This window comes from Paenibacillus sp. E194 (assembly GCF_000935845.1).
Classification (GTDB): domain Bacteria; phylum Bacillota; class Bacilli; order Paenibacillales; family Paenibacillaceae; genus Paenibacillus_B; species Paenibacillus_B alvei_B.
Window position 1 is genome coordinate 22,406 of sequence record NZ_JMDX01000015.1, and the last position, 21,771, is coordinate 44,176.

The window sequence follows — 21,771 nt, forward strand, 5'->3', positions numbered from 1 at the left end:
AAGATCTATGGGTGGAAGCTTCGAATCACCTATTCACTTATGTTCAGACTCCACCTTTCTTGCCCATTGCAATGAAAATCCCCAGACGCATGGAAGCGCTGGGGACAGGTGTACGCATTATTTATTTCTTGTTCACGAGTTGTTCGACAAAGGCGAGCTGCTCATCCACATGTTTTGTTTTGTTGTAGGTTGACGGCACCACATAATCAGGGACAAGCGCTGCTCCTTTGGAAGCATCCGGTCTTTCGAGTTGTCTACTTGACAAATACATGGAAAATTTACTGTTTGGCAGATCGAATTTTACGGAAGCAACGTATGCATTCACATTTCCTCCAGGCGTTTCGCCAATCACCTGCCCAATCTTATTATCTTGCAAGATCGCCGCCATCAATGATGCTCCGCCATATGTATTTTTGGAGGTAAGTACATACAGTTTCCCTTCAAATACAAGCTCTTTATGAACATTATTGTTCTGTGTTGAACGCATTATTTCTGCCATTCCTTCTATGTTCCCTCCACTGTTCGCCACTTGTGAATTATGCGTTACTCCAAAGGATTGATAGTGCTGCACATTCACATATTGGAGCAGTTTCACAATAGCATTCGGATTCCCAACGAATTTATGATCACGGAGGTCTAGCACGACATTGTCGATTTGATTGTGCTTAACAGAAGAGAAGAACTTTTTTAATTCAGCATCATACACATCATCTGATTTCAGCATATTCATTTTTAATAGAGCTATGTTTTTGTCTTTATCTATATTTTGAGAATAATTCGAAGGATATCCCACCGAAACAGGCTTCACCTGCAACCTAACCGGCTGCCGCAGCTTTTTCCCATCCCTCATGATGGTATAGACAACATAATCTTTATTTTCAATCAAACCTAACTTCTCCAAATACACCTCTTCAGCCAATAAGGGTGATATCTCCAACGAAGCGAGCAAAAACATCTCATTATCACTAGGGATATATTTGCTAAGTTCTTGGGCCAACTCTTCGACTGTTCTGTCGCCAATGGCAATGATTTCATCTCCAACCTTCAAATCTTCCTCATTACTGTGGTAGATATACACCCCATTCTCATACCATTTATATAGAATGGGAATGTTGCGCTTTCGAAAGCTTAAACTGGTTACAAAACCTGAATTGGCATCATGCAGTTGAGCAATAACGGAATGTCCCCAGAAGTAAATATCTTTGCGATATATCTGATCTTTCTTTTCTTTAATTTCCTTTAATACTTGTTCGTATTGGGCCTTCAGTTCCTCTGGTATTCCATTCGCGGTGGCAGGATGGATATCTGCAATTTTGTTATACAAAAATTCGATGTCTTTGATCGCTTTTTGCTGCTCCTTCGTTAGAACCGCAGGTTCGTGAAGCTGCTTTTCTTTCTTGCTAATCGCCTTTTCCGTAACGCTATCATTCCACGTTAGTGCCGTAACAATGACAATCCCGATAATGGCGATAAATAATAGAAACCCTACTAATCGCATTTTCATATGATATCGACCCTCTTCCCTAAGTTTCCTATATACCTGAGCTATTTATTTTTATATAAGGAAGGTACAAACAACAATATATCATACAATCGAACGTTTCCATTTGAATAAATTGGTAATACACCCGTGCTATAAGTCATTTCTACATCACATGGATTTCATTACCTGCAAAACATACAAAAAGCTGCCCAACAAGTAGAAATCTCCACCCGTCAGACAGCTACTTAAATTGTGACTCGCTATTTCCTAATTAAAAGGGCTGCATGCCCGCTGTATCCAGCTTCTCGCCATCAATGTTCGCGCCCATGCGAGTCGTCAGATCACGATAGTGCGCAACGCGGCGGCGTACTGGATCAGCCGTCTCCGGCAGATTCGCTTCTTGACCGCCGTTAATTACCATAATAGTAGCTCCGAATCCCGGCACAAGCCCCTTCGCCGACTGTTCTGCCGTAGGCGTCCACTGCCCTGTCATAATGTCATGGTTGGAAGGCTTCGGTTCCTGCGGGGTCATCCAGAAGAGCAGCCCCGTGATGAAGCCAAGCTTCCCGTCAGCCGTAATCTTATCCGGATCGTTCAATAGAACACTAGGATCACGGTATACGATGGAACTAATCAAGCCATAGTTATAGTTCCAGCTGAGCTGAATCGGACCGCGCCCATGATAGGACTTGCCCGGTACCGGCTTCCAGAACAGGTTGTCCTCATCTACATAGCCGATTTTGTCCGTATTGACAAAGTCCAGCTCTTCATTGAAGAACAATGCCCAGCGCAGCTCACCACCCGGTGCCGTAGACCAACCACCGCCTGTCTCATGAGCGATGTTCGCTAGGAACCCAGCAAGCTCACGCTTGCGATCATTACTGCTCCCCTCACTCAGGAAGCTGCCGAAGTCCACGATCCGCGTCAGCTTCGGCAAGCTGGAATGGCTGGCATCATTGAAGTCTGGCGCTTGGAAGAGCAAGGTTTCAGTCTTCGCCTGCTTGTCCAACCGATAGATTTGCTTCACGTTCGGATATCCCTCGCGGACAACCTCCTTATACTTAATATTTGCAATCTCTCGCACAGCAGATACGAGATTGTCATAGGAATAATAGTCGGTCTGGTTCGGCTTGTAATAGTAGTTGCCCTTCGCTTTTGCATCCCATTCCGGTGTGCCGTAGCGCAGTGGGAATGTGGTCTCATATTCCGCCTTAGGAATGGCCGCTTGTACCTCGGCTGCTGCTGCATCTGGCAGGAAGGCAGGATTAATGCCGTTCCACAGCTGACTGATCTGGGCGTCGGTCAGAACGCGGCTCTCCCCTACGCCAATGTCAACGACCGCACCGCCCTTCGTTGCTGCGCTTATGGCTGAACTATCGGTATAGTTGCCTGATGTATCCACAGCACGAATGACGTATTGATATCCTGTATCCGCTTCCAATTCGTAGTCTGTAAATGTCTTGGCAATCGTGCTGCCTACTTTGGCTCCGTTTCGGAGAACATCATAATGAGAAATGGCTACATTGTCCGTTGAAGCTGTCCAAGTGAGTGTAACAAAGGTGGAGGATTGCTCGGTCGATACGAGATTGGTTGGAGCGGTAGGAGGTGTAGTATCTTCGTTGTTGTCCTTCAATAACTTCCATGAGGTGTCCCATTCGTTCGTTACTTTTGCATCAGGTCTGCTATTGTAGGACCACCACTTCGCTTCATAAATCTTGCCTTGATGGGAAACAATATCACCTTCAGAGTAAGCCTTATTGGTCTGCCAAGCTTGTACCTGAGACGAATTCGTGCTGCTTGCAGCATAAGCTGTAGAGGATAATTCTAGTGGCGCAGCTGTGAGAATTGTCGCACCAAGAACAGCGCTTAAACTTTTGAGCAAAAGCTTGTGCGAGAACGGAAAGTTGCGATTCATTACACGCCTCCTATTCAGTTTGATATTGGTAACGACTCTAGTATAGGAAATTGCGTCTACTTCGCTCAATAGGTACAGCGAACCATTCCTTTGTCGAATCTTGCTTCTGGTACTATCTTATTAGCGCTATAACTTTCCCACTTTCGGTTATGTTGCATTCACCTACTTTTATATTGAAAATGATATGATAGCAGCAACAATATTTAGAGGAGTTAACATGAATGACTATTCATATACAAGAAATCATCCATGCCACACAGCATAAATTTGGATTAGAGAATTACCGCTTGCACACGCAAGAATTGTACAGGGAAGTGAATCTATTCAATGAGACGACCTACTATCTCAGCATGGAGTGGTATCCGCCCTATGTGAAGGAGTCCGTGGATGAAGATAGTAATCCCGAAGGGACAGCCGTAATATCCTATGACCTGACTACTGGTCAATATACGAGTGTTATTTTTGTACAAGGGAAATCGTATGCGAACAGCCTCTCTTATCCGAATATCGGCTTAGAAGAAATCATTGCGTGGATCGAGAGAGATACCGAACTCGTCTATGGCAAGCAGTTTCAGCTCTCTCGCCACCAGAATGGCCAATATGTCTTCCATGAATGCGTCGGTGGAACTCCTGTATCTCCTGGCGGACATATCGAGATCCACTTCGATGAAGCTGGCAAGCTCGTGCAGTATTCCAACTATGGATTCTATGCTTCCAAGTCATTGATTCAAAAAGAAGCGTTTACCCTCTCCCTTGAACAAGTCGAGCCGCTCGCAAAGCAGCAGCTGAAACTACTCGAATATCCGGTGTACGAGGAACAACGCCTTCTTCCGATCTATGGGATCACGGAGGTTTATGTGACGAATGACGGAGCTTCCGTCATTCCGTTCGAATTCATTATCCATTCGGGTTCGCGGCTGATTATTGATAAGGTCATCGAATGGGAACAGACAAGCGCGCATCCTTATGAAAAAGCGGACATCGAGTGGCAGGAGACGGTCACCCTTGAACAAGCGATTGCGCGTGAGCCGCATCCCGACTCCTTCCCGATTACCGAGGCAGAGCAAGAGAAGGCGGTTGCAGCGGTTGTTGAAGGTATGAGCCAACTTTATCCGAACGACGCCGGACAATGGGTGTTGAAGACTTTGCATCGTCATCAGGGATATATGGAAGCGGTATTGCGGGAGCAGACGCCAAGCAAGCGCGTATTCCAGCGCAAGCTGGTTCTGTTCATTGATATGCAGCGCTTTGTGACTGTAAATGCAATGGACAACCTGCCATTTATCGAAATGTTCGATGATTTTCAGGCAGCAGATGAGGTTGTCATCAGTCAGGATGAAGCATATGTAAGGCTGAAGGAAAAGGGATTCATCGAGCTTACGCCGGTCTACGTGTATCATCCTGAACAGAAGAAGTATGTATTATGCGGAAAATTAGACTGTGCTTATGCGGTGAATGCTGCAAATGGCGAGATTATGGAGTTGAACAACATATAAACAGCGAACACTCTGCCCGAATCGTGCCGGGATCCTCTGATTGAAAGCGTTATATTTTCCCAGTATAATAAAATTGATTTCAAAATATTGGATATATGTGAGAGGACTTCCAAGCTGTACGTTGAATAAAAACTTTTCAATGACGGAGGTGTTGGAATGGCGCGATTCGCAGAGCCTTTTAAAATCAAAATGGTAGAGCCGTTGAACATGATCTCACGGGAAGAACGGGAAAAGGCGCTTGAACGGGCGGGATATAATCCATTCCTGCTGCGCGGGGACGAAGTGTATATCGATCTGTTGACCGATAGCGGTACGACCGCGATGAGCGACAACCAATGGGCAGGCCTGATGCTGGGCGACGAATCATACGCAGGCAGCCGCAACTATTATCATCTGTGCGAAGCGGTGCAACAGATTACAGGCTATCAGCATGTAATTCCCATGCATCAGGGGCGGGGCGCCGAGAAGGTGCTGTTTCCGCTGCTTATTCAAAAAGGGCAGTATGTCCTGAGCAATTGGCATTTCGATACAACGCGTGCGCATGTCGATCTGGCTGGCGGGATTGCGGTTGATCTTGTTACCGAACAAGCCTATGATACGACGACGCCTTACCCGTTCAAAGGAAACTTTGATGTGGATAAGCTGCACCATGCGCTCACTGAAAAAGGAACAGAAAATATCGCATTTATTCTTATTACCGTTACGAACAACAGTGCCGGCGGCCAGCCCGTATCCATGGAAAATATCCGTGAGGTATCCGCCATTGCGAAGCAGAACGGGATTCGCGTTTTCTTTGATGCCGCGCGCTATGCCGAGAATGCGTACTTTATCAAGAAGCGCGAGCAAGGCTATGAAGATAAAGAGATTATTGATATCGTCCGTGAAATGTTCTCTTATGGCGAAGGATTCACGATGAGCGCTAAAAAGGATGGGCTTGTCAATATTGGCGGCTTGCTAGCCTTTAAAGAGGATGAAACCTTATTTACGCAAGCGCGTTCGATGACGGTGCCGATGGAGGGCTTTCCGACCTACGGCGGCTTGACCGGCCGTGATATGGAAGCTCTTGCCCGCGGGCTGCGCGAAGGCATCGACGAGCAGTATCTTGCTTATCGCATCGGCCAGATCGAATATCTCGGCAGACGCCTCGAGGAAGGCGGAATCCCGTTCCAGACGCCAACGGGCGGCCATGCCGTCTTCGTAGACGCGAAGAAGATGCTGCCGCATATTTCCGCGGCCCAATTCCCGGCCCAGGTGCTGGCGAATGAGCTATATCTTGAAGCAGGGATACGGGGGGTCGAGATCGGTTCCTTTCTCCTGGGACGTGACGCTACGACTGGCGAGCAATTGGAGAGCAAGCTTGAATTGCTGCGCTTGACGATTCCGCGCCGTGTCTATACGAATAACCATATGGATGTCATTGCGGATGCCTTGATTGCAATCAAGGATCGGGCAGGAACACTAACAGGATTAGAATTCACGTACGAACCGCCGATATTGCGGCATTTCACTGCGCACCTTCGACCAGTCAAGACAGGAGCCCCGTCCCACTGACATATGCCGTCCAGCCTGAACAGGGATGGGTCAAAATTCCACCATTTGTCAAACGGCCGTCTTCCCTACGGCATGTACGCTGGTGAGGAAGGAGGAGGAAAAGGCGAACCTTCTCGCCTAGAGGGAGCGGCAGCTACTACATGAAAATTGGATAATGAAGAAGCAGCTTTCTGGATAGAAGGCTGCTTCTTTTGTAGAACAATATATTATTTACTAATTCAAATTACTATGTTTACGCGAATACATAAAGTATACAATCGCGCCAATGCTGATCCATATCACAAATGAGATCCACGTCATGTAAGGCAAGCTGGATGCAAGGTACAGGCAAAGCAGCGCACTAATGATAGGGAGCACGGGTACGAACGGAACGCGGAATGAAGCCTTCAATTCAGGAAACTTCTTGCGCAAGACAATGATAGCGACCGAGATTAATGTAAACGCAGCCAATGTCCCCATATTTACCAAATGCGCAAGCGTGGTTAGATCAACAAAACCTGCAATGCCTGCCGCAACGAACCCGGTTAACCATGTGTTGCCGATTGGAGTTTTGGTCTTGGCATTCACTCGCGAGAACATTTTCGGCAACAAGCCGTCACGACTCATGGCGAAAGATAAGCGGACTTGTGCATAAATCATGGCAAGGATTACGGTCGTAATGCCAAATACCGCTCCGATTGATATGATCCCCGCTATCGAGTTCTGCCCGACGGATTCCAATGCTAATGCAACCGGCGCACCGACATTAAGCTTGGTAAATGGAATCATCCCGGTCAACACCCCGGATACCGTAATATATAAAATCGTACAAATGAGCAGCGATGCAATGATTCCGATTGGCAATGCTTTTTTTGGGTTTTCCACTTCTTCTGATGCCGTAGCGATGATATCGAACCCAATATAGGCGAAAAACACAGTAGCCGCCCCCGTCATCACACCACTAAATCCAAAAGGCATGAACGGCGTCCAGTTATCAGGCTTTACATACCATATCCCGACTGCGATAAACAGCAAGATAATAGCTAATTTCACGAACACCATGACCGTGTTGAACTTAATGCTTTCCTTAACTCCTTTACTGACGAGCGCTGTGATTGCCAAAATGATGAGAACCGCCGGCAAATCAATAAGGCCACCTTTCCCCATACTGGGAGCAGAGGATATAATGTCTGGAATCGGCAGGTTAAAGCCCGCAAGCAGAGATTGAAAGTACGCGGACCATCCTGTAGCGACTGCGGAAACCGCGATTACATACTCGAGCATGAGATCCCAACCAATAAGGAAAGCAAGCAATTCTCCCAATGTTGCATACGTAAATGTATATACGCTTCCCGAGACGGGCACTGCCGAGGAGAACTCTGCATAGCAAAATGCAGCAAGCGCGCAGGCAATACCGGCTACAACGAATGATAGCATGATCGCTGGCCCAGAGGATTCTGCCGCTACAACGCCCGTAACGACGAAAATCCCCGTCCCAATCACGCAACCTACACCAAGAAAAATCAAATCGATCAAAGACATCGCCCGTGCCAATTCTTTTTTCTCGCTCTGCGCAAGCATGAGGCTCAATGATTTCTTTCGGAAAAGCTTATTCAATATTATTCCCCCTATGCTCTGGTACGCAAAAGCAAACACAATCAGTAATTATTGAAAACATTTACATCCCATACCAATTTTTATGCTATCTTTGTTTAGGTTAAGAACGATTTTAACATGTCTATCGAATCCTGAGATATAGGTAATTATTGCTAAGCAAACCGTTCTTCCTTTCCCTGAGAATCGACGGCGAGGTTTGTACTGTAGGAGAAGAAATTAAGCATTCATGTATTCCAAAGCAGAACAAACTTATTTATCTTTATCCAATATTACCAATTTTTATGCATATGATCCAGAACAAATTTTTTCTGAAAAAATGCCTGATAGATATGCTGAAAATGCTAGCAATGGGAGATGTAGCGTCGTTGATTCGCGTATATTAAAAAAAAAGGAGCAGCCTTCTAAGATTAAAAGGCTGCTTCTTCATCTATTAACAATACTATTTAAAAGAGATCCGGCTTGCATGCAATACGCGAACAGCTAGTGTTTACTTGATATAGCCTTAACAAGTAAAGTTACCGCTTCCGCTCTCGTTGCCGGGTTATTCGGAGCCAGCTTGTTGCCCTGCTGACCGCGAATAAAACCTGCCGCATATGCTGCGGATACATGCTCCCTGGCCCACAGAGGTATCTGATCCACATCAGCGAATGGAAGCTGGGCTTGCGAATCTGCCTTCAGTCCTAATGCACGAACGATCATCACGATCATCTCCGTACGGCTGATCGGATGGCTTGCACGGAAGGTATGATCCGGATATCCCGTAATAATGTCCGCAGTGACCGTACTCGCCACGTAAGGCCGAGCCCAGACCGGAATCTTGCCGAGGTCGGCGAAATCCAGCTGCTTCGAACCATCTCCATCCAACTTCAAGGCACGACTAAGCATTGCCGCGAACTCGACCCGAGTGACCCGCTCATTCGGACGGAAGGCACTGTCTACATATCCGGTAACGATCCCCTGTGCAACAGCCTGCTCAATCGCAGCTTGGGCCCAGTGCCCGGAAATATCCTTGAGGGCGATCTTCTTCGTCCCTGTCGAACCACTGGCAGACCCTTCACCTGTACCCGTTTGATTGCCTGAACCGTTATTCGAGCCGCTGCTGCCAGAGGGCGTTCCATTAGATCCACTGGAAGATGAACCTCCAGACGATCCTCCGGATGGGGAACCCGGTTCGGGAACCTGCGCCACCTTGAAATGGAGCGAGTAACTGCGCAGTAATTTGAAATCTGCATTCATGACTCTTATGATCGCTGTTCCCGGCAGCTCCAAGGCTTGAATGACGCTTACCCGCAAGCGTGGATCATTGGCCTCCGCGCTGACAATAGGCACTTCTGCCGTCCCTACAGGCAATTCGATATGATAGGATGTCTTGTCTGGCGCAAAGTCCGCAAGGAGTTGGTCGTTCATGCGAATTGCTATAATCTCCCCCGGAATGACGCCGCTATGAAATGTATCTAGCGCCTCCATCAAGGTTACGGCCTCTCTGTTCACTTCTTGCTGCGTTTCTCCTCCATCATGGGCAACCTTAGCGGCTGCTTCAATAGCAGCTCGCAGCTCATCAATCACCTTCTGTGGATATTGCCCCGGTTCAGTTCCAGCCTTCGCTGCTTGATAGATCGTGTTCGCTAGCGTGATCGCATCGTTCAACGAAGTCGGATCAACGACGTAACCTGTGAACGGTACAATGCTATCGTTCAGTCGGATGTCTTGGAATTTAGCAGTATCTCCATACTCACCCGGGCTTCCGCCTGCATGATTGGCGAACAATCCCACATGGAGATTCGCAATCGTTGCATTTTCATATGCACCACCTACTTGCGTCCATGTCGTAAGATCCGTGCTATAGTAGCCCGCATACCGATTGTCTTCCTTTGTTACTTTTAGATATACCGTATCGCTCTGAATCTGATCTGCCGTTACCTGCTCTTGCGGAGCTCCATTCGACTCAGAAATAACGGAAAATATCGCTCCTCCATAGCCCGGATGGTTCTTTCTGGCTACATAGAAGTAGTTATCATCATCGCCGTAGATCAGCAGCCCTCCCTCGGCATACGCCTTCGTCGGCTTGAAGGTCAGCTGTGTGATCAACGTAACATCTTCGGTAGATGGTGCATAAAGAAGTATATTCTTGTTCGAATTAGCGTTTCTCCATAGATTCCCTTTCTCTGTCTTGATCTCCATGCTGTTGTGCTCGGCATCAAGCGCCCAAGCCTCTTTATTTTCCCTGATCCATGTCCATGCGGAATCAAGTGTCATTTGGCCGCTTACTGCAATGAGCGCCTTGCCATACACATCTGATCCATCGGTTGCTACAGCACGAACCTCAACAATCCCGTTAGCTTTCGCTGTTAACAGGCCATTGCTGTCAATCGCGGCTACTTTCGATGCTTGTGTCGTGCCTGGATTGTACGCCTTCCATTCAACCGCCTGCTTATCAGCATGCTGCGGTTCAAGCTTTGCCTGCATGAGCAGCGTACCGAATGGAGCCGTAATCTCTTGCATGCCATTGTGACCGGTTACGATAATCCGCTCTACAGGAGTTCCCTGCTGCGGCTTGAACGTCACGGGAATCGTCTGTTCCGCCACATTTCCACGTAAATTTACGGTCGCTGTAAGGTTAGCCGTTCCGGCTTGCAAGCCTGTCACAACACCGTTGTTATCGATTCGGGCAATGGCCTGGTTGTCGCTCGAGTAGGTAATGACCGCCTTCGTCAGATCTGCGGCGTATCCGCCGACCGTCGTGCCTTTTACCCCTAATTGAAAGCTCTGCCCAACCGTATAATCCCGCTCCACTCGGCTCTCTAAGTGAACCTCCGCTGCCGATGCGAAGCCGCCGACGCCTTCAGTAGCCTCCAGCTTGATGAACGAAGCTGTCACAGGAGGGAATGCCACCGATTTCTCCGAAGAATCGGACGACCAGCTGCCGCTCGAGATTTCAGTAAACTGCGCTCCATCTGTACTTGCATATATTTTATAAGCGAGTGATGTTCCCGTTATACCCTTCCTGTCTCGGAAGATAGCTTAATCCGCTAACGACTGATTTCATACTGAGCTCAAGCGTAATCGATTGCGGAAGTGGTGCGTAAGGAATCCATTGGCTGTGCCAGAACGTCGATGGATTGCCGTCGATCGCGTATTTGGCATCACCATTATACTGCGTCGCCTCGCTTGAAGCCGTCGCCTTCACTGTCGTCTGGTCGTTGCCCGCTGCAATCGAAATACTCTTCAGCACTCCCTTATCATTCACATGCAACTGCTGCTCTGGGGAGATCGTGACCTCATCCGCAGGCGTCCTGTCCAGTAGAACGGTTCGATTTACACCTTCGCCTTCGAATTCATTGCCTTCAATTGAAATATGATTGCTCTCTAAGAGGTGGAATGCGACTTGCTCATTGGGGTTCGTATTGGGGTGCGTTCTCGTAATCTTGTTGTTGGAGAAACGAATGCCGTCCGTGCTCTTGGCGAACAGCACCGTATTGTCTAGCATCTGGAACGTATTGCCTTCAATGTTGATATTGCGATGAACAGGCCCTGCATACTTCGTATTCTCCGGATGAATCTGAATCACCGGATTCCCGTTCTCGATGAACGTATTATTGCGAATCGTTACATCTTGAACCATCCCGGATTCATACCAGGTTTGCGCATCGCTGGCGATAAGGATTCCGCTCATCTGCATGCGCTCGAATACATTGTCTTCAATGATGGATTTGCCGCGCGTCGATAGAAGAATTCCCCGCGTCGGAATGCGCGAGAAGTGATTTCCTTTAATTTCGACTTCTGGCGCCCATGTGGCATTCTCAATTACGACGCCCGTCCCGATCGTTGGGGGAACATCCTCCTCTAAGGTGAGGGTTATTTCACGGTCATTCATTCGTGTTGCCTGAACGACCTTGCCGCTGCCTACAGATGTAAGGGTACTGTTATCGATGAACTCGATCGCATCACCAGGGAAGAACGCCTCGAATCCGTACGTCTGATGATGCATGAAGCGAACGACGATCTGATTCGGTGCCGGCTTGCGCACCACTTCAAGATGAGTCCCATGTACATTAATGACATCATCATGGGCACCACGGAAAGTACTGTTCATTATTTTGAGCTTGCCCTTCACTCCTGATGCCTGGATGAAGTCAGCGAATCCGGTTGCGGTACGTCCCGTTTCCTCGCGCGGTGCGAACGTCATGTCCTCGAATGTCAGGTTCTCACTGAATTGTCCAATGATACCTAGTCCATGCGTATAGTGCATCGTGACATGCTTCCACGTGACATTTTTGCTCTTATGAATGAAGGAGCCCACCTGACTGCGAACCCCGTCTCGAATTTGAAATACATGCCCTACCGCTGTATTCGGAGCCTGATTATAATTTAGCCGCAGTGTATTGGCCTTCAACTCCTGCACGCTTGTCGCGCTGGATACGGGATTGCCTGTTCTCCATGTGATATTTTGGTCTGGATCATACTCTTGGGCGATTCCGTCCTTGAACTCCCAATAACGCGCTCCAGCCTTATTCGGTTCGCTCACCCAATAGACTTGACCACCGCGAATCTCATATAGGGAATCCTGATTGACTTCAACATCCATATAGTTACTGCTGATCTCCAGCACCTTCACTTCCGACATCGTCGGTCGCTCATAATCAACGCGTACATTGCGAATCTCAATATCTTCGCTTTGATCGATGACAAAGGTCGTCATTTTCCCGTGCAGCATGAACAACGACCCGTTGCCTTCAACCGTTACCTGCTTCATATCCTTTAGCAGCAAACCAATCGTCTTTGTTACATCTGGATTCTCGCTCTCGGAAGCTGTATTGGAAATGTAATAGGGCCGCTTCTCCGCATCTTCCGCATAAAAATCATATCTGCCTTCCGGGAAGTTAAGAATCACAGGGCCATCCACAGCCGCCGCAGCAGCAATCGCTCGCTGGACGGGAACTGCCGAATCCTCCTGCGTATTCGGCTTTGCTCCATAGTAAGTAACGTCAATGACAGTAGGCATAGATGCAGATTTGGGCTGTTCTCCACCATATGTGGCGTCAACAACCGAAGGCGTATCTTGTTGGATCCAACTCCCCTCCTGTACAACATCGTGCATGATAGCATTGCTAGCATCGTCGTAAGCCATTGCATAATAGGGTGTCAGCATCCAAGTTGCTAGCACGAATAGCATGAAAACTACAATTTTTCTTGACTGCTTCATCTCATTCCTCCCAACAAAAGATTGTTGTTCATCGTTACGCGTTACGTTTGTCCTCCTTTGCTTATGTAGTCGTCTTATCTGATTGCAAATATGGTAACCGCTTACAATGCTGATTGTACTATAGCCTATGCTTTCTAAATCTAGTAGTTTCCATCATTTTTTTATGAGAATCGTACTTATTTATTAGAGAAAGCAGTGTCTAGATTGATCCCTAACAAAGCAAAAAAGCCCGAGAAGCTGAAGCCTCTCGGACCTTTCTATCAGGAAATCACAACACAAAGGGAGGATTGCTCATTTAACCTCGATCTTGTACTCTTCCTGTAGTAATCCATATATCTCTAAGTCTACGATGCCTTTGCCTGACCAGAGCGATGCTTGCCGCAGCGTCCCTTCCTTGATGAAGCCATTCTTCAGCAGCACCCGCTTCGAGCGTTCATTGGCTGGCATGACCTCGGCTTGAATTCGGTTTACACCCACGTCCTCGAACAGGAACTTCACAACGATGCGCGTCGCTTCCGCAGCAATGCCTTTCCCCCACTCCGTTTCTGCCAAGAAGTACCCGATCGTCGCCATATTCACCTTCTGATTGAAGTCGAACGCTTCCATGATGCCTACCACTCTCTCGCTGTCCTCATTGGTGAATATCCCCCATTTGATGCGCGACCTCTTATTGAAGTCTCTCTCAAAATGTCCGATCATGTTCTTGACGGTCGCCTTTTTATACTTCGGAATAATGCCGCAATATTCAAAAACGGTATCGTTGCTGTAAATGTCATAGACCTCTTCCAGATGATGTTCTTCGACTTTCTTCAACGTAAGTGTGTCTGACTTCAATATCGGAAATTGCCCAAACACGGCGTCCAGATTCATCATATCACCGCTCCATATTTTCAGCTTAATCGTATTCGTCGTATGATCGCAACATCACTGCCTTGACCGTCTTGTTCCACCTTTTAAGCCTTTTAGCATGTAACCCCATGTAGATGTGGATTGCTTGTCAGCAACCGCTGCACCCTGTCTAGGGTATCTGGCCCCATTGGAATGCCCCCATTGCGATACAGAAGTATCCATCTGAGACAGGCCAGCGCTTGGAACACATCAAGCTCCTCTTGCGGAATTTCATTTATAGCTAAATACGTATCACGAAACACTTCGGCAAAGTGCTCCGGTATATAGATCTGCTGCAGCGTGAGCGACCAAGCGAAATCATATCTTGCATCTCCCAATTGCACATTGGTCCAGTCGATGACCGTTAATTGTCCCGCCTTCTCAACGAGATTGCCAAGATGATAATCCCCGTGGATGATTCGCTCATGCTTCGGTGCTGCCAGCTCGACCAATTGCTCTAGGAGAGGATGCAGATCCGAATGCGCCTGCTTACCTGGGAAGAAATATTTGCTAAAATCATGGCGCGGCAGTTGTATCTGCGTACGGAATTCTTCTGGAGAAATGCGGTGTACGCGGTCTAATAGATTCGCAATCTCCTTCATAGTCTGATTATTGCCATCACGCAGCGGCTCGCCATCGAAGGTAGTCAGCAGCACACTGTCACCGTTCGCATTTATCCCCCAACCGATGGGCTTCGATACGGATACTCCCTGCGCATACAGCAGATTGAGCGCCTGGTATTGCAGACGAATATCCGGTTTGGAATCTCTGCTCCATATTTTCAGCACATAGCTGTCCGTATCGGTTACCACCTTAACTGTCTCTGCTTCCATGCCTTGCATCAAGGGAGTTATCGTAATCGTGCCCGCTTGCCGCAAGATGCGATCAAGATGCTTATGCTTGTCCTGCCACTCTATTGCTGCCAGATCATGCTCATGCTGCTTGTGCTTATGTTCATGTTCCATCATACCTTCATACCGCCCCTCTGTTTATGCTTCTCATGCTCTTTGACGAATTGGAATATGTAAATCCACTCTGCACTTGCCCTCTTTATCCTGCTTGGGATCGTTCAGGCAAAGTTCAAGACATGGTCGATCATCAGCCTCATAGCCGCTGCTTGGCAGCCACAGCCTGAACATCGTCTCGTATGCGAGCACTAGCTTCTAACCATGATCATAATATTTCACGCTTTCATCAGCAATAGATGGCAGTGCTTTCTATTAATTATAAACAGGAAAAAGGAATAAGCTCTTCTTGCTTCTTGCTATGTTCTACCGATAAATTGCGATTATTGCAAAGCTAGCCTCTCAACTACAAAATATGGATTGACAACATACAAATAATTATATACTCTATAATTATAGTAAATATTATCCAATTATGGTAAGGTGATGGTTTTAAGTTTTATTACGGAAATTTTAAGCAACTAGAAAATACATAAGCATTTATCTCTTTGAAAAAACTTTGGGAGGGTGTAGAATGCTTAAAAAGAAAATTATTTTGATGTTTTTTGCTTTTGTGTGCGTAATTGCTATTCCTACCACTACTGACGCTAATACGAATACGTATGATGTATTGAAGGATATTGGGTTTTCTGAGTATCAAATTTCTAAGATGGATTACATCGAGAAAGACATTTATACAAAAATCTATCACAAAACAAATGGGACAGCTCGATTGATTAATGGAAATACTACACATTCCTCGTTCAACGAATTTTTGTCGGTTAGTGATATTGACGTGAATATAGTTGCAGGTAATTCTCCTACTTGTCAAAATGGGTATAAATGTGCAGGTATTTATGTTGTTGGAACAGTCGACACTGAAAAATTTAATTTAAAGCAGATTGCTACGGGTGCTGCTTGGTCTGATAATTGGAATAATATGAGCTCCAAAGCTGAGGTTTCATACGGCGACTTTTGGGGAAACACTGAAACAAAAAGTATGTATCTTATAGACGCCACCCCAAAAAAGGGACTGGCATATGGATACGACAATCTCCCTTTCCATTTAAGTACTGCACATACAACTCTTGAAATTGATTTACGACGAACGTCAGGTGACAGCGGTACGACAGATGTTGTAGGTAAAGTCGGATTTACAAAAGAAGAAACTGTCTTAGGAGTGTCTATAAGCGGCAATATACCAGGCATATCTATTACACCTCAAGATAAAGTTTTTCAAAGAGCTGCAACTGGAAGTTTCATCTTCAAAAGCAAATAATATCGTACCAGGCTGCATAAATTATTGCAGCCTGTTTACCTTAGGAGCTGATTAATGATGAGAAAAATCATTATCTTACTTGTCATTTCGACAATCATTACTTCCTGTGGAAATAAGACCTATACTAATGTGAATTCTATGATTCAAACTGAATTAAAACTGAATGCCAGTGCCATAGTTACAACAGTAGAAGTTGAAGGTGGTTTCATATCTTTTTTTGAACGTGATCCTCACAATGACATTGGAGTGGTTTTGTACTCAGGTACTGAAGGACACATCAAGTTCCAAGGGAATGGGGGATTTCTTGATATAACGGATAACTGGCATTTTACTGCGGGAAAGATTGCAGAAAAGCCATACTCTATCTACTACGGCATCCTTCCGAATTCATCAAACAAGAATGTTAACTTAGTTCTTCAAAAGAGCAATCTATCCAAAAAAGTTACTCTAATCAATTTACCAAGCTCAAAAACAATGTGGTTTGCTATATTTGATGGTAGGGTCGAGGACACTAACGTAAGTTTAAAAAATTCTAAATCAATATGAATTGATTTTTATTTAGCACAGGATAATGCTTGAGGACATCATCCCCACTGCTCATGCTCTGTTTCGAATCGGAATATGTAAATCCACTCTGCACTTGCCTTCCTTATCCTGCTTGGGATCGTTCAGGCACAGTTCAAGGCATGGCCGATCATCAGCCTCATAACCACTGCTTGGCAGCCACAGCCTGAACATCGTCTCGTATGCGAGCACGAAATTCGGGATGGTATCGTAATACGAATAGACCGCAAACCTACCACCGGGCAGGGTTCCATATGAGATGTCCTTGTGTTCCTGCTTGGTGAATCCCGGCGGCAGCGTGACACAAGCATCGTAACGGCAGGCATACTCCTCGACTTCATTTCCATCGTCTAACGAAACGCCAATGAATGACAGTTCTCTTGCGGCAAGCCCCTGCTCTCGCATCCAGTTGCTTAACTTGTCCCATGCACTGCGGGTATCCAAATAACTCCCGACATGCCGTACATACGCCACTTCGACTTCCGGAATCTCCTTGATCACAATCATGTTCTCCCACGCTCTCTGCAGCAATGGATTTCTGCGACTTCTATTGTAGTCTGGAGAGAAAAATAACTCTTCTTGCTTATTGCTATGATTTGCTGACAAATTGCGATCTTCCCGATTTGTATGCTGAATGGTATCTCGCAGCTTGCTCCTGACCGCGCTCGGTGTATTTTCATAGTGCTTCTTGAAGACAGCATTGAAGGTGGATATGGACTCGAAACCGCACAGACTTGAAATGTCCAGTATGGTGTGATCCGTTTGCTCCAACAAGTGAATTGCCTTCTGCAAGCGCTCTTGATTCACAAATGCCATAGGCGTCATGCCGACATGCGCCGCAAAGACTCTCGTAAAATGATATTTGGAAAAGTTCGCAATGCTGGCAAGCTGATCGAGACTGAGCCTCTGATGGCTGTTTTCTTTAATATAGGAAATGATCTTATCGATTCTGGATTGATAGTCATTGTTCATTGGAATGAGCTCCCCAAAATATTAATCACGCTAGAAATAATATGATTGTACGTCATCTTGTTCTTGAAATAAACAAAAAGCCGCTATCATTGGCGGTTCCGAATTCACCGTCAATTCAAGTGGCTGATGACGCCTTAAGTTCCTATAAGTTACGGAAAACGAGTTTATGCTACCATTTTATCGCACCAGTTCGTGTTAGCCTACAAATCAATTTATCACTAGCTCAGGAATCGAAAATGAACCGGGGGCCGCTGTATAAGCCAATGACTGGCCGTCAGATATCGGTAGCTTCCAGACATAATCCGGATTTTATTACACTCCAAAAAGCAATGTTCCAAAAAACATATACATAAAAAAGGATAGAAAGATGAGCAAATTCAATACGATGAGTGCAATATCTTTATTTGAGGCTGTTTGCTGAAATGAAATCGCAGCGAAAATAATGCCGAGTGGAGGTAACACAAAGGTAGATACAATACCGAATCCATCCAAAGACGGATCATGAATGACGAGCATGTCTAAAACAACCAAAAACACCGATAGCATGATGCTTACTATAGGTACCCAGCGGTAAATGGTTAAGACCATCGTGTATCCTCCATTCTTTGAAGATCATTACATGTTTTCATTATATGATCTGGAACTCCGCTTTTCGAAACAAGCATTGTAAAACCACATGTTGCTCTCCATTTTTCGACAAAAATAGTATAGAAATTCAACCAGATGTCAATTTGCCATTTACTTCATCTTCATTTATACTAAAAACCAACAGAAACTTAAATAAATTGTCAATTCAGGAAGGATTTCGAATTGTTATGCTGAATTACTAGATAAGGAGGATTCGACATGACAAGCAATCTTCATGTAGCTCCGATGGAACTCCGCCACAGGTTACAAGATGAATTGAGCATAAGGGGGTGGAAGCAGAAAGAGTTAGCAGAGGCATCCGGCATCGACAGTTCATCCATTAGTTACATTTTCAACAACAAGCAATCACTTATGCTGCCTCAGCTCCACGCGATCAATCACGCATTCGGATTACCAATAGAAACCTTCTATGAAGAATTCATAGGGGAATGCTGCAATGAACTGGGCCGATTGCGGCCTGATAAGACAAGCGATTTTATTCTCCATTGTATTGAAGTAGAAAAGTATGACCTGGTCAAACAACTAGTACAACTCCTCTATGAAGAAACCAATCGTTCCAAACTGATCGACACCGCCTTCAAAATCGCCGAACGCATCTTCCAGTCACCGAAACGCAACTACTCACTCCCGTTCTACGACATCATTATCCGCAATGGATACAGCCGCAGCGAGAAAATAGCCATCTCCTACTACAGAAGATTTCTCATCTTGAGAGACTTGGATACGAGCGGAGCCGGCAACGAAGCCTTATGCCAGCTGATTGAATATTTGCCTATACTGCCTGATTCACTAAGGCTCGACGCCTACTATCGTATTCTTACATACTACAATGTCGTAGAGAACTGGGCAAAGCTGCTCCAGTATGCCAAGGAATTGCGTGCTGTTGCGTTTGAGGAAGGGCAAGATGATTATATAGCAGAGAGCTGGTTGTACGAGTCTGTGGCTTTGAAAGGCATGAAAAACTATGAAGGTGCATTAAATTCTACTCGTCAATATGCCGTTTATGGTGACCATTACGCATTTCTTTCTAAATGCAACGAGCTTTACATTTCCATCGAGATGAAGAAGACAGAACCAATTGAGGAACTTATGGGGCTTTTGAATAGTGATCAAAAACTCTTGGTACTCCCTGTCGCATTGGATAGCTATGTTAGTAATGAAGCGTTTCAAGACGCTGCTGTGTATTTGGAAAAACATAAAACCTACATAGACATTCTATTGTCTATGGAAGACCCCTTCCACGTAAAGCACAAGTTACGTCTTACACAAGCGTTGGCACAGTATATTTCAAAACAGCTCAGCATGAATTGGGTTTTAACTTTAACGCCCTATCATTGGAATTGGCACTTAAACTCAAAAATATGCAGTATGTTGGTATGTCTGTTCTTCTCTTTCAAGAGTATGAGATACATGCTTCTGAAGAACACAAAGGTCGTTTCACACACATTCTATTAAATGAGGTGGATTCAAATGAAGAAAGTACTAGTCACGATCTCCATGGCTCTTTTCTTGTTCGGTTCTACAGGGTTATCTTTGGAAGTGAGCGCGGATAATATCGGGTCAGGATGGTCTCCTGTTGACAGTAATACCGGGACAAGCCTGCTTGTAAGTGACATCGGGACAGGATGGTCGCCAATGAATAGTGATGATCCTGAGTGGTCTATGTCATTCAGTGACATTGGAACAGGGTGGTAAGCAGCATCGGCTCGGGATGGAGCCCGTTGGGCAGTGACGCGGGGATTAGAGAAAAGGTATAGGTTCAAAACATACAGATAGCGACTCTTGAGTTCAAGGGTCGCTTTCTTAATTAGGATAAAATCCAAAATATCAAGAGAATCTAGGCAGAATCCATCAAACGGAAGAGCCGCATGGCATATCATCTTATTACACCAATTGGAACATCATCGTCAGCGCCGAGAGCGAATTGGCCAATCCATGCATCATCCAGCTTGGAATAATGGATCCTCCTGCTAATTTCTCATTTATGTACCCCATAAACCAACCTATTAAAGCAGTAAATAACGTTATGATAACAGCATTGATAATTCCAGTTTTCGAAAAAAACATAGCCCCGTGCAAACACCCGAACAATATCCCCTGAACCGTGTTCCCTGTTACAAACCCAAACGCAGAAATTAACCTTTTCCCGATAAAACCTCTAAATAATATTTCTTCAGATAAACCGGTTTGTACGAAAGCATACAACAAAGCCGCAGCTATACCTGAAACGCCTACTCCATAAAATTGCGAAGCAGCAACATCGGTGTCATTAGTGAAAAACAAAATAATTATCCACCCAAGAGATACGAACAAGAGAAGCGCTAAAAAGAACAGGATGAAAAAGCTGTTTCTTTTCTCGATAACAGGAAGTTTACATCCAATCCATTCAAAAAAAGACTGCTTCTTTCTGGCGAATATGAACCAACATACCAGAGGAATTACACTAAATAGGATCACTTGTACAAGTGAACCAACCAACACGGAAACAGTCATCTTCTACTACTCCTCTCCCTTGTACTCTAAAATGTCGCCAGGCTGGCAATCAAGGACTTTACAAATCGCATCAAGTGTAGAGAAACGAATCGCACTTATTTTCCCCGTTTTTATATTTGAGAGATTAACATTTGATATTCCTACCTTAGCCGCAAGCTCGTTCAGAGATATCTTACGGTCTGCCATCACACGATCCAGCCTCAAAACAATAGCCATAATACACACATCCTTACAAAGTTTCATCGGATTGCTGTTGCAGCATTCTGCCATAATCGAATATTTGAGCTAGGCAAAAGAATACGACCGCAACCAAAATATAAAACAGCTCAAACGACACATTAACCTTGGCCGCTGGGGTGACCATTTGAATCATTGCTATTTCAACAAACCCAGGAATAATGGCCATCCCAGCTATGAGCAAGGAGATCCGCTTCAAACGCTTCATATGCTTGGCAACAAACGGTGTATAGTCCTTACTAATATCTTTAAAAATCCCCCCGGCAATAAATAGTATCACCATGATTAGACATAGCCTCACTACATCCCCACTGAATGTAATCATCAGATCGGATTTGGCGTAATCACTATGGTCGATATGTAACAATATAGAGCTCATAGTATTTATTGCTGCTGGAATTTCATCCCCTGACACCTGAGCAAGCCACAGAATTGCAGCAATCTCCGCCATAGTTACTAGCAACAGCATGATACACAGCATTCGCAAACAAACAGCCAATAT

18 protein-coding genes and 1 pseudogene are annotated in these 21,771 nt (G+C 45.6%); 6 read left to right on the forward strand and 13 right to left on the reverse strand.

Features of this window, described 5'->3' with window-relative positions; genetic code table 11:
- Positions 1–121 precede the first annotated feature (121 nt).
- Positions 122–1,504 carry a S41 family peptidase gene (locus tag AZ66_RS03745; RefSeq protein WP_044353641.1) on the reverse strand — a complete coding sequence of 461 codons (1,383 nt, stop codon included), beginning with the start codon at positions 1,502–1,504 and terminating at the stop codon, positions 122–124.
- Positions 1,505–1,754: 250 nt separating this feature from the next.
- Positions 1,755–3,398, reverse strand: coding sequence for a glycoside hydrolase family 19 protein (locus tag AZ66_RS03750; RefSeq protein ID WP_044353643.1), 1,644 nt, complete (start codon positions 3,396–3,398; stop codon positions 1,755–1,757).
- Between the two features lie 221 nt (positions 3,399–3,619).
- Here AZ66_RS03750 and AZ66_RS03755 point away from each other — a divergent pair, with 221 nt between their 5' ends.
- Positions 3,620–4,894 carry a hypothetical protein gene (locus tag AZ66_RS03755; RefSeq protein ID WP_044353644.1) on the forward strand — a complete coding sequence of 425 codons (1,275 nt, stop codon included), beginning with the start codon at positions 3,620–3,622 and terminating at the stop codon, positions 4,892–4,894.
- A 156-nt stretch (positions 4,895–5,050) separates the two neighbouring features.
- The gene (locus AZ66_RS03760) at positions 5,051–6,445 is read left to right on the forward strand and encodes a tryptophanase (RefSeq protein WP_044353645.1); all 1,395 of its coding nucleotides are present in this window, start codon (positions 5,051–5,053) and stop codon (positions 6,443–6,445) included.
- 213 nt (positions 6,446–6,658) lie between these two features.
- On the opposite strand, the gene AZ66_RS03765 is transcribed toward AZ66_RS03760, so the two are convergent.
- The 6 genes and pseudogenes from AZ66_RS03765 to AZ66_RS30385 all read right to left on the reverse strand — a co-directional run bounded on the left by AZ66_RS03765 (position 6,659) and on the right by AZ66_RS30385 (position 15,289).
- The gene (locus AZ66_RS03765) at positions 6,659–8,041 is read right to left on the reverse strand and encodes an amino acid permease (RefSeq protein ID WP_044353647.1); all 1,383 of its coding nucleotides are present in this window, start codon (positions 8,039–8,041) and stop codon (positions 6,659–6,661) included.
- Positions 8,042–8,521: 480 nt separating this feature from the next.
- On the reverse strand, positions 8,522–8,680 hold the full coding sequence (locus AZ66_RS33695) for an S-layer homology domain-containing protein (RefSeq protein ID WP_442950270.1): 159 nt from the start codon (positions 8,678–8,680) through the stop codon (positions 8,522–8,524).
- Position 8,681: 1 nt separating this feature from the next.
- A pseudogene (locus AZ66_RS33700) lies at positions 8,682–13,244 on the reverse strand (alpha-1,3-galactosidase-related protein).
- Between the two features lie 291 nt (positions 13,245–13,535).
- On the reverse strand, positions 13,536–14,114 hold the full coding sequence (locus AZ66_RS03785) for a GNAT family N-acetyltransferase (protein WP_044353659.1): 579 nt from the start codon (positions 14,112–14,114) through the stop codon (positions 13,536–13,538).
- A 92-nt stretch (positions 14,115–14,206) separates the two neighbouring features.
- The gene (locus AZ66_RS03790; protein WP_231586717.1) at positions 14,207–15,100 is read right to left on the reverse strand and encodes an aminoglycoside phosphotransferase family protein; all 894 of its coding nucleotides are present in this window, start codon (positions 15,098–15,100) and stop codon (positions 14,207–14,209) included.
- Positions 15,101–15,130: 30 nt separating this feature from the next.
- Positions 15,131–15,289 (reverse strand): GyrI-like domain-containing protein, encoded by a 159-nt coding sequence (locus tag AZ66_RS30385; RefSeq protein WP_269433053.1) that lies wholly within the window; start codon positions 15,287–15,289, stop codon positions 15,131–15,133.
- A gap of 322 nt (positions 15,290–15,611) precedes the next feature.
- Here AZ66_RS30385 and AZ66_RS03795 point away from each other — a divergent pair, with 322 nt between their 5' ends.
- Positions 15,612–16,355: a hypothetical protein gene (locus tag AZ66_RS03795; RefSeq protein WP_044353649.1), complete on the forward strand. Its 744-nt coding sequence runs from the start codon at positions 15,612–15,614 to the stop codon at positions 16,353–16,355.
- 54 nt (positions 16,356–16,409) lie between these two features.
- The gene (locus tag AZ66_RS03800) at positions 16,410–16,901 is read left to right on the forward strand and encodes a hypothetical protein (RefSeq protein ID WP_044353650.1); all 492 of its coding nucleotides are present in this window, start codon (positions 16,410–16,412) and stop codon (positions 16,899–16,901) included.
- Between the two features lie 51 nt (positions 16,902–16,952).
- On the opposite strand, the gene AZ66_RS03805 is transcribed toward AZ66_RS03800, so the two are convergent.
- Together AZ66_RS03805 and AZ66_RS03810 are read right to left on the reverse strand one after the other, a co-directional pair.
- Positions 16,953–17,891: an AraC family transcriptional regulator gene (locus AZ66_RS03805; RefSeq protein ID WP_044353651.1), complete on the reverse strand. Its 939-nt coding sequence runs from the start codon at positions 17,889–17,891 to the stop codon at positions 16,953–16,955.
- A 312-nt stretch (positions 17,892–18,203) separates the two neighbouring features.
- A complete protein-coding gene (locus tag AZ66_RS03810; protein WP_044353652.1) occupies positions 18,204–18,479 on the reverse strand; it encodes a hypothetical protein in 276 nt (91 codons plus the stop codon).
- Between the two features lie 258 nt (positions 18,480–18,737).
- On the opposite strand from AZ66_RS03810, the gene AZ66_RS03815 reads away from it, so the two are divergent.
- Positions 18,738–19,994: a helix-turn-helix domain-containing protein gene (locus tag AZ66_RS03815; RefSeq protein WP_052648369.1), complete on the forward strand. Its 1,257-nt coding sequence runs from the start codon at positions 18,738–18,740 to the stop codon at positions 19,992–19,994.
- A 15-nt stretch (positions 19,995–20,009) separates the two neighbouring features.
- Positions 20,010–20,234 carry a hypothetical protein gene (locus tag AZ66_RS29605; RefSeq protein WP_052648370.1) on the forward strand — a complete coding sequence of 75 codons (225 nt, stop codon included), beginning with the start codon at positions 20,010–20,012 and terminating at the stop codon, positions 20,232–20,234.
- A gap of 189 nt (positions 20,235–20,423) precedes the next feature.
- Here the strand turns inward: AZ66_RS29605 and AZ66_RS03820 are convergent, their stop codons facing one another.
- The 3 genes from AZ66_RS03820 to AZ66_RS03830 all read right to left on the reverse strand — a co-directional run.
- Complete coding sequence (locus AZ66_RS03820) at positions 20,424–21,032, reverse strand: CPBP family intramembrane glutamic endopeptidase (protein WP_044353653.1); 609 nt, start codon at positions 21,030–21,032, stop codon at positions 20,424–20,426.
- Between the two features lie 6 nt (positions 21,033–21,038).
- Positions 21,039–21,248, reverse strand: coding sequence for a helix-turn-helix domain-containing protein (locus AZ66_RS03825; RefSeq protein ID WP_044353654.1), 210 nt, complete (start codon positions 21,246–21,248; stop codon positions 21,039–21,041).
- A 13-nt stretch (positions 21,249–21,261) separates the two neighbouring features.
- Positions 21,262–21,771 (reverse strand): DUF2975 domain-containing protein (locus AZ66_RS03830; RefSeq protein WP_156159888.1); only part of this gene is annotated, 510 nt, incomplete at its 5' end.

What these genes read in the sequence shown, in the direction of transcription:
- AZ66_RS03745 (WP_044353641.1), bottom strand. Translation starts at nt 1,504, where the DNA reads ATGAAAATGCGATTAGTAGGGTTTCTATTATTTATCGCCATTATCGGG.
- AZ66_RS03750 (WP_044353643.1), bottom strand. Translation starts at nt 3,398, where the DNA reads ATGAATCGCAACTTTCCGTTCTCGCACAAGCTTTTGCTCAAAAGTTTA.
- AZ66_RS03755 (WP_044353644.1), top strand. Translation starts at nt 3,620, where the DNA reads ATGACTATTCATATACAAGAAATCATCCATGCCACACAGCATAAATTT.
- AZ66_RS03760 (WP_044353645.1), top strand. Translation starts at nt 5,051, where the DNA reads ATGGCGCGATTCGCAGAGCCTTTTAAAATCAAAATGGTAGAGCCGTTG.
- AZ66_RS03785 (WP_044353659.1), bottom strand. Translation starts at nt 14,114, where the DNA reads ATGAATCTGGACGCCGTGTTTGGGCAATTTCCGATATTGAAGTCAGAC.
- AZ66_RS03790 (WP_231586717.1), bottom strand. Translation starts at nt 15,100, where the DNA reads ATGATGGAACATGAACATAAGCACAAGCAGCATGAGCATGATCTGGCA.
- AZ66_RS03795 (WP_044353649.1), top strand. Translation starts at nt 15,612, where the DNA reads ATGCTTAAAAAGAAAATTATTTTGATGTTTTTTGCTTTTGTGTGCGTA.
- AZ66_RS03800 (WP_044353650.1), top strand. Translation starts at nt 16,410, where the DNA reads ATGATGAGAAAAATCATTATCTTACTTGTCATTTCGACAATCATTACT.
- AZ66_RS03805 (WP_044353651.1), bottom strand. Translation starts at nt 17,891, where the DNA reads ATGAACAATGACTATCAATCCAGAATCGATAAGATCATTTCCTATATT.
- AZ66_RS03810 (WP_044353652.1), bottom strand. Translation starts at nt 18,479, where the DNA reads ATGGTCTTAACCATTTACCGCTGGGTACCTATAGTAAGCATCATGCTA.
- AZ66_RS03815 (WP_052648369.1), top strand. Translation starts at nt 18,738, where the DNA reads ATGACAAGCAATCTTCATGTAGCTCCGATGGAACTCCGCCACAGGTTA.
- AZ66_RS29605 (WP_052648370.1), top strand. Translation starts at nt 20,010, where the DNA reads ATGAAGAAAGTACTAGTCACGATCTCCATGGCTCTTTTCTTGTTCGGT.
- AZ66_RS03820 (WP_044353653.1), bottom strand. Translation starts at nt 21,032, where the DNA reads ATGACTGTTTCCGTGTTGGTTGGTTCACTTGTACAAGTGATCCTATTT.
- AZ66_RS03825 (WP_044353654.1), bottom strand. Translation starts at nt 21,248, where the DNA reads ATGGCTATTGTTTTGAGGCTGGATCGTGTGATGGCAGACCGTAAGATA.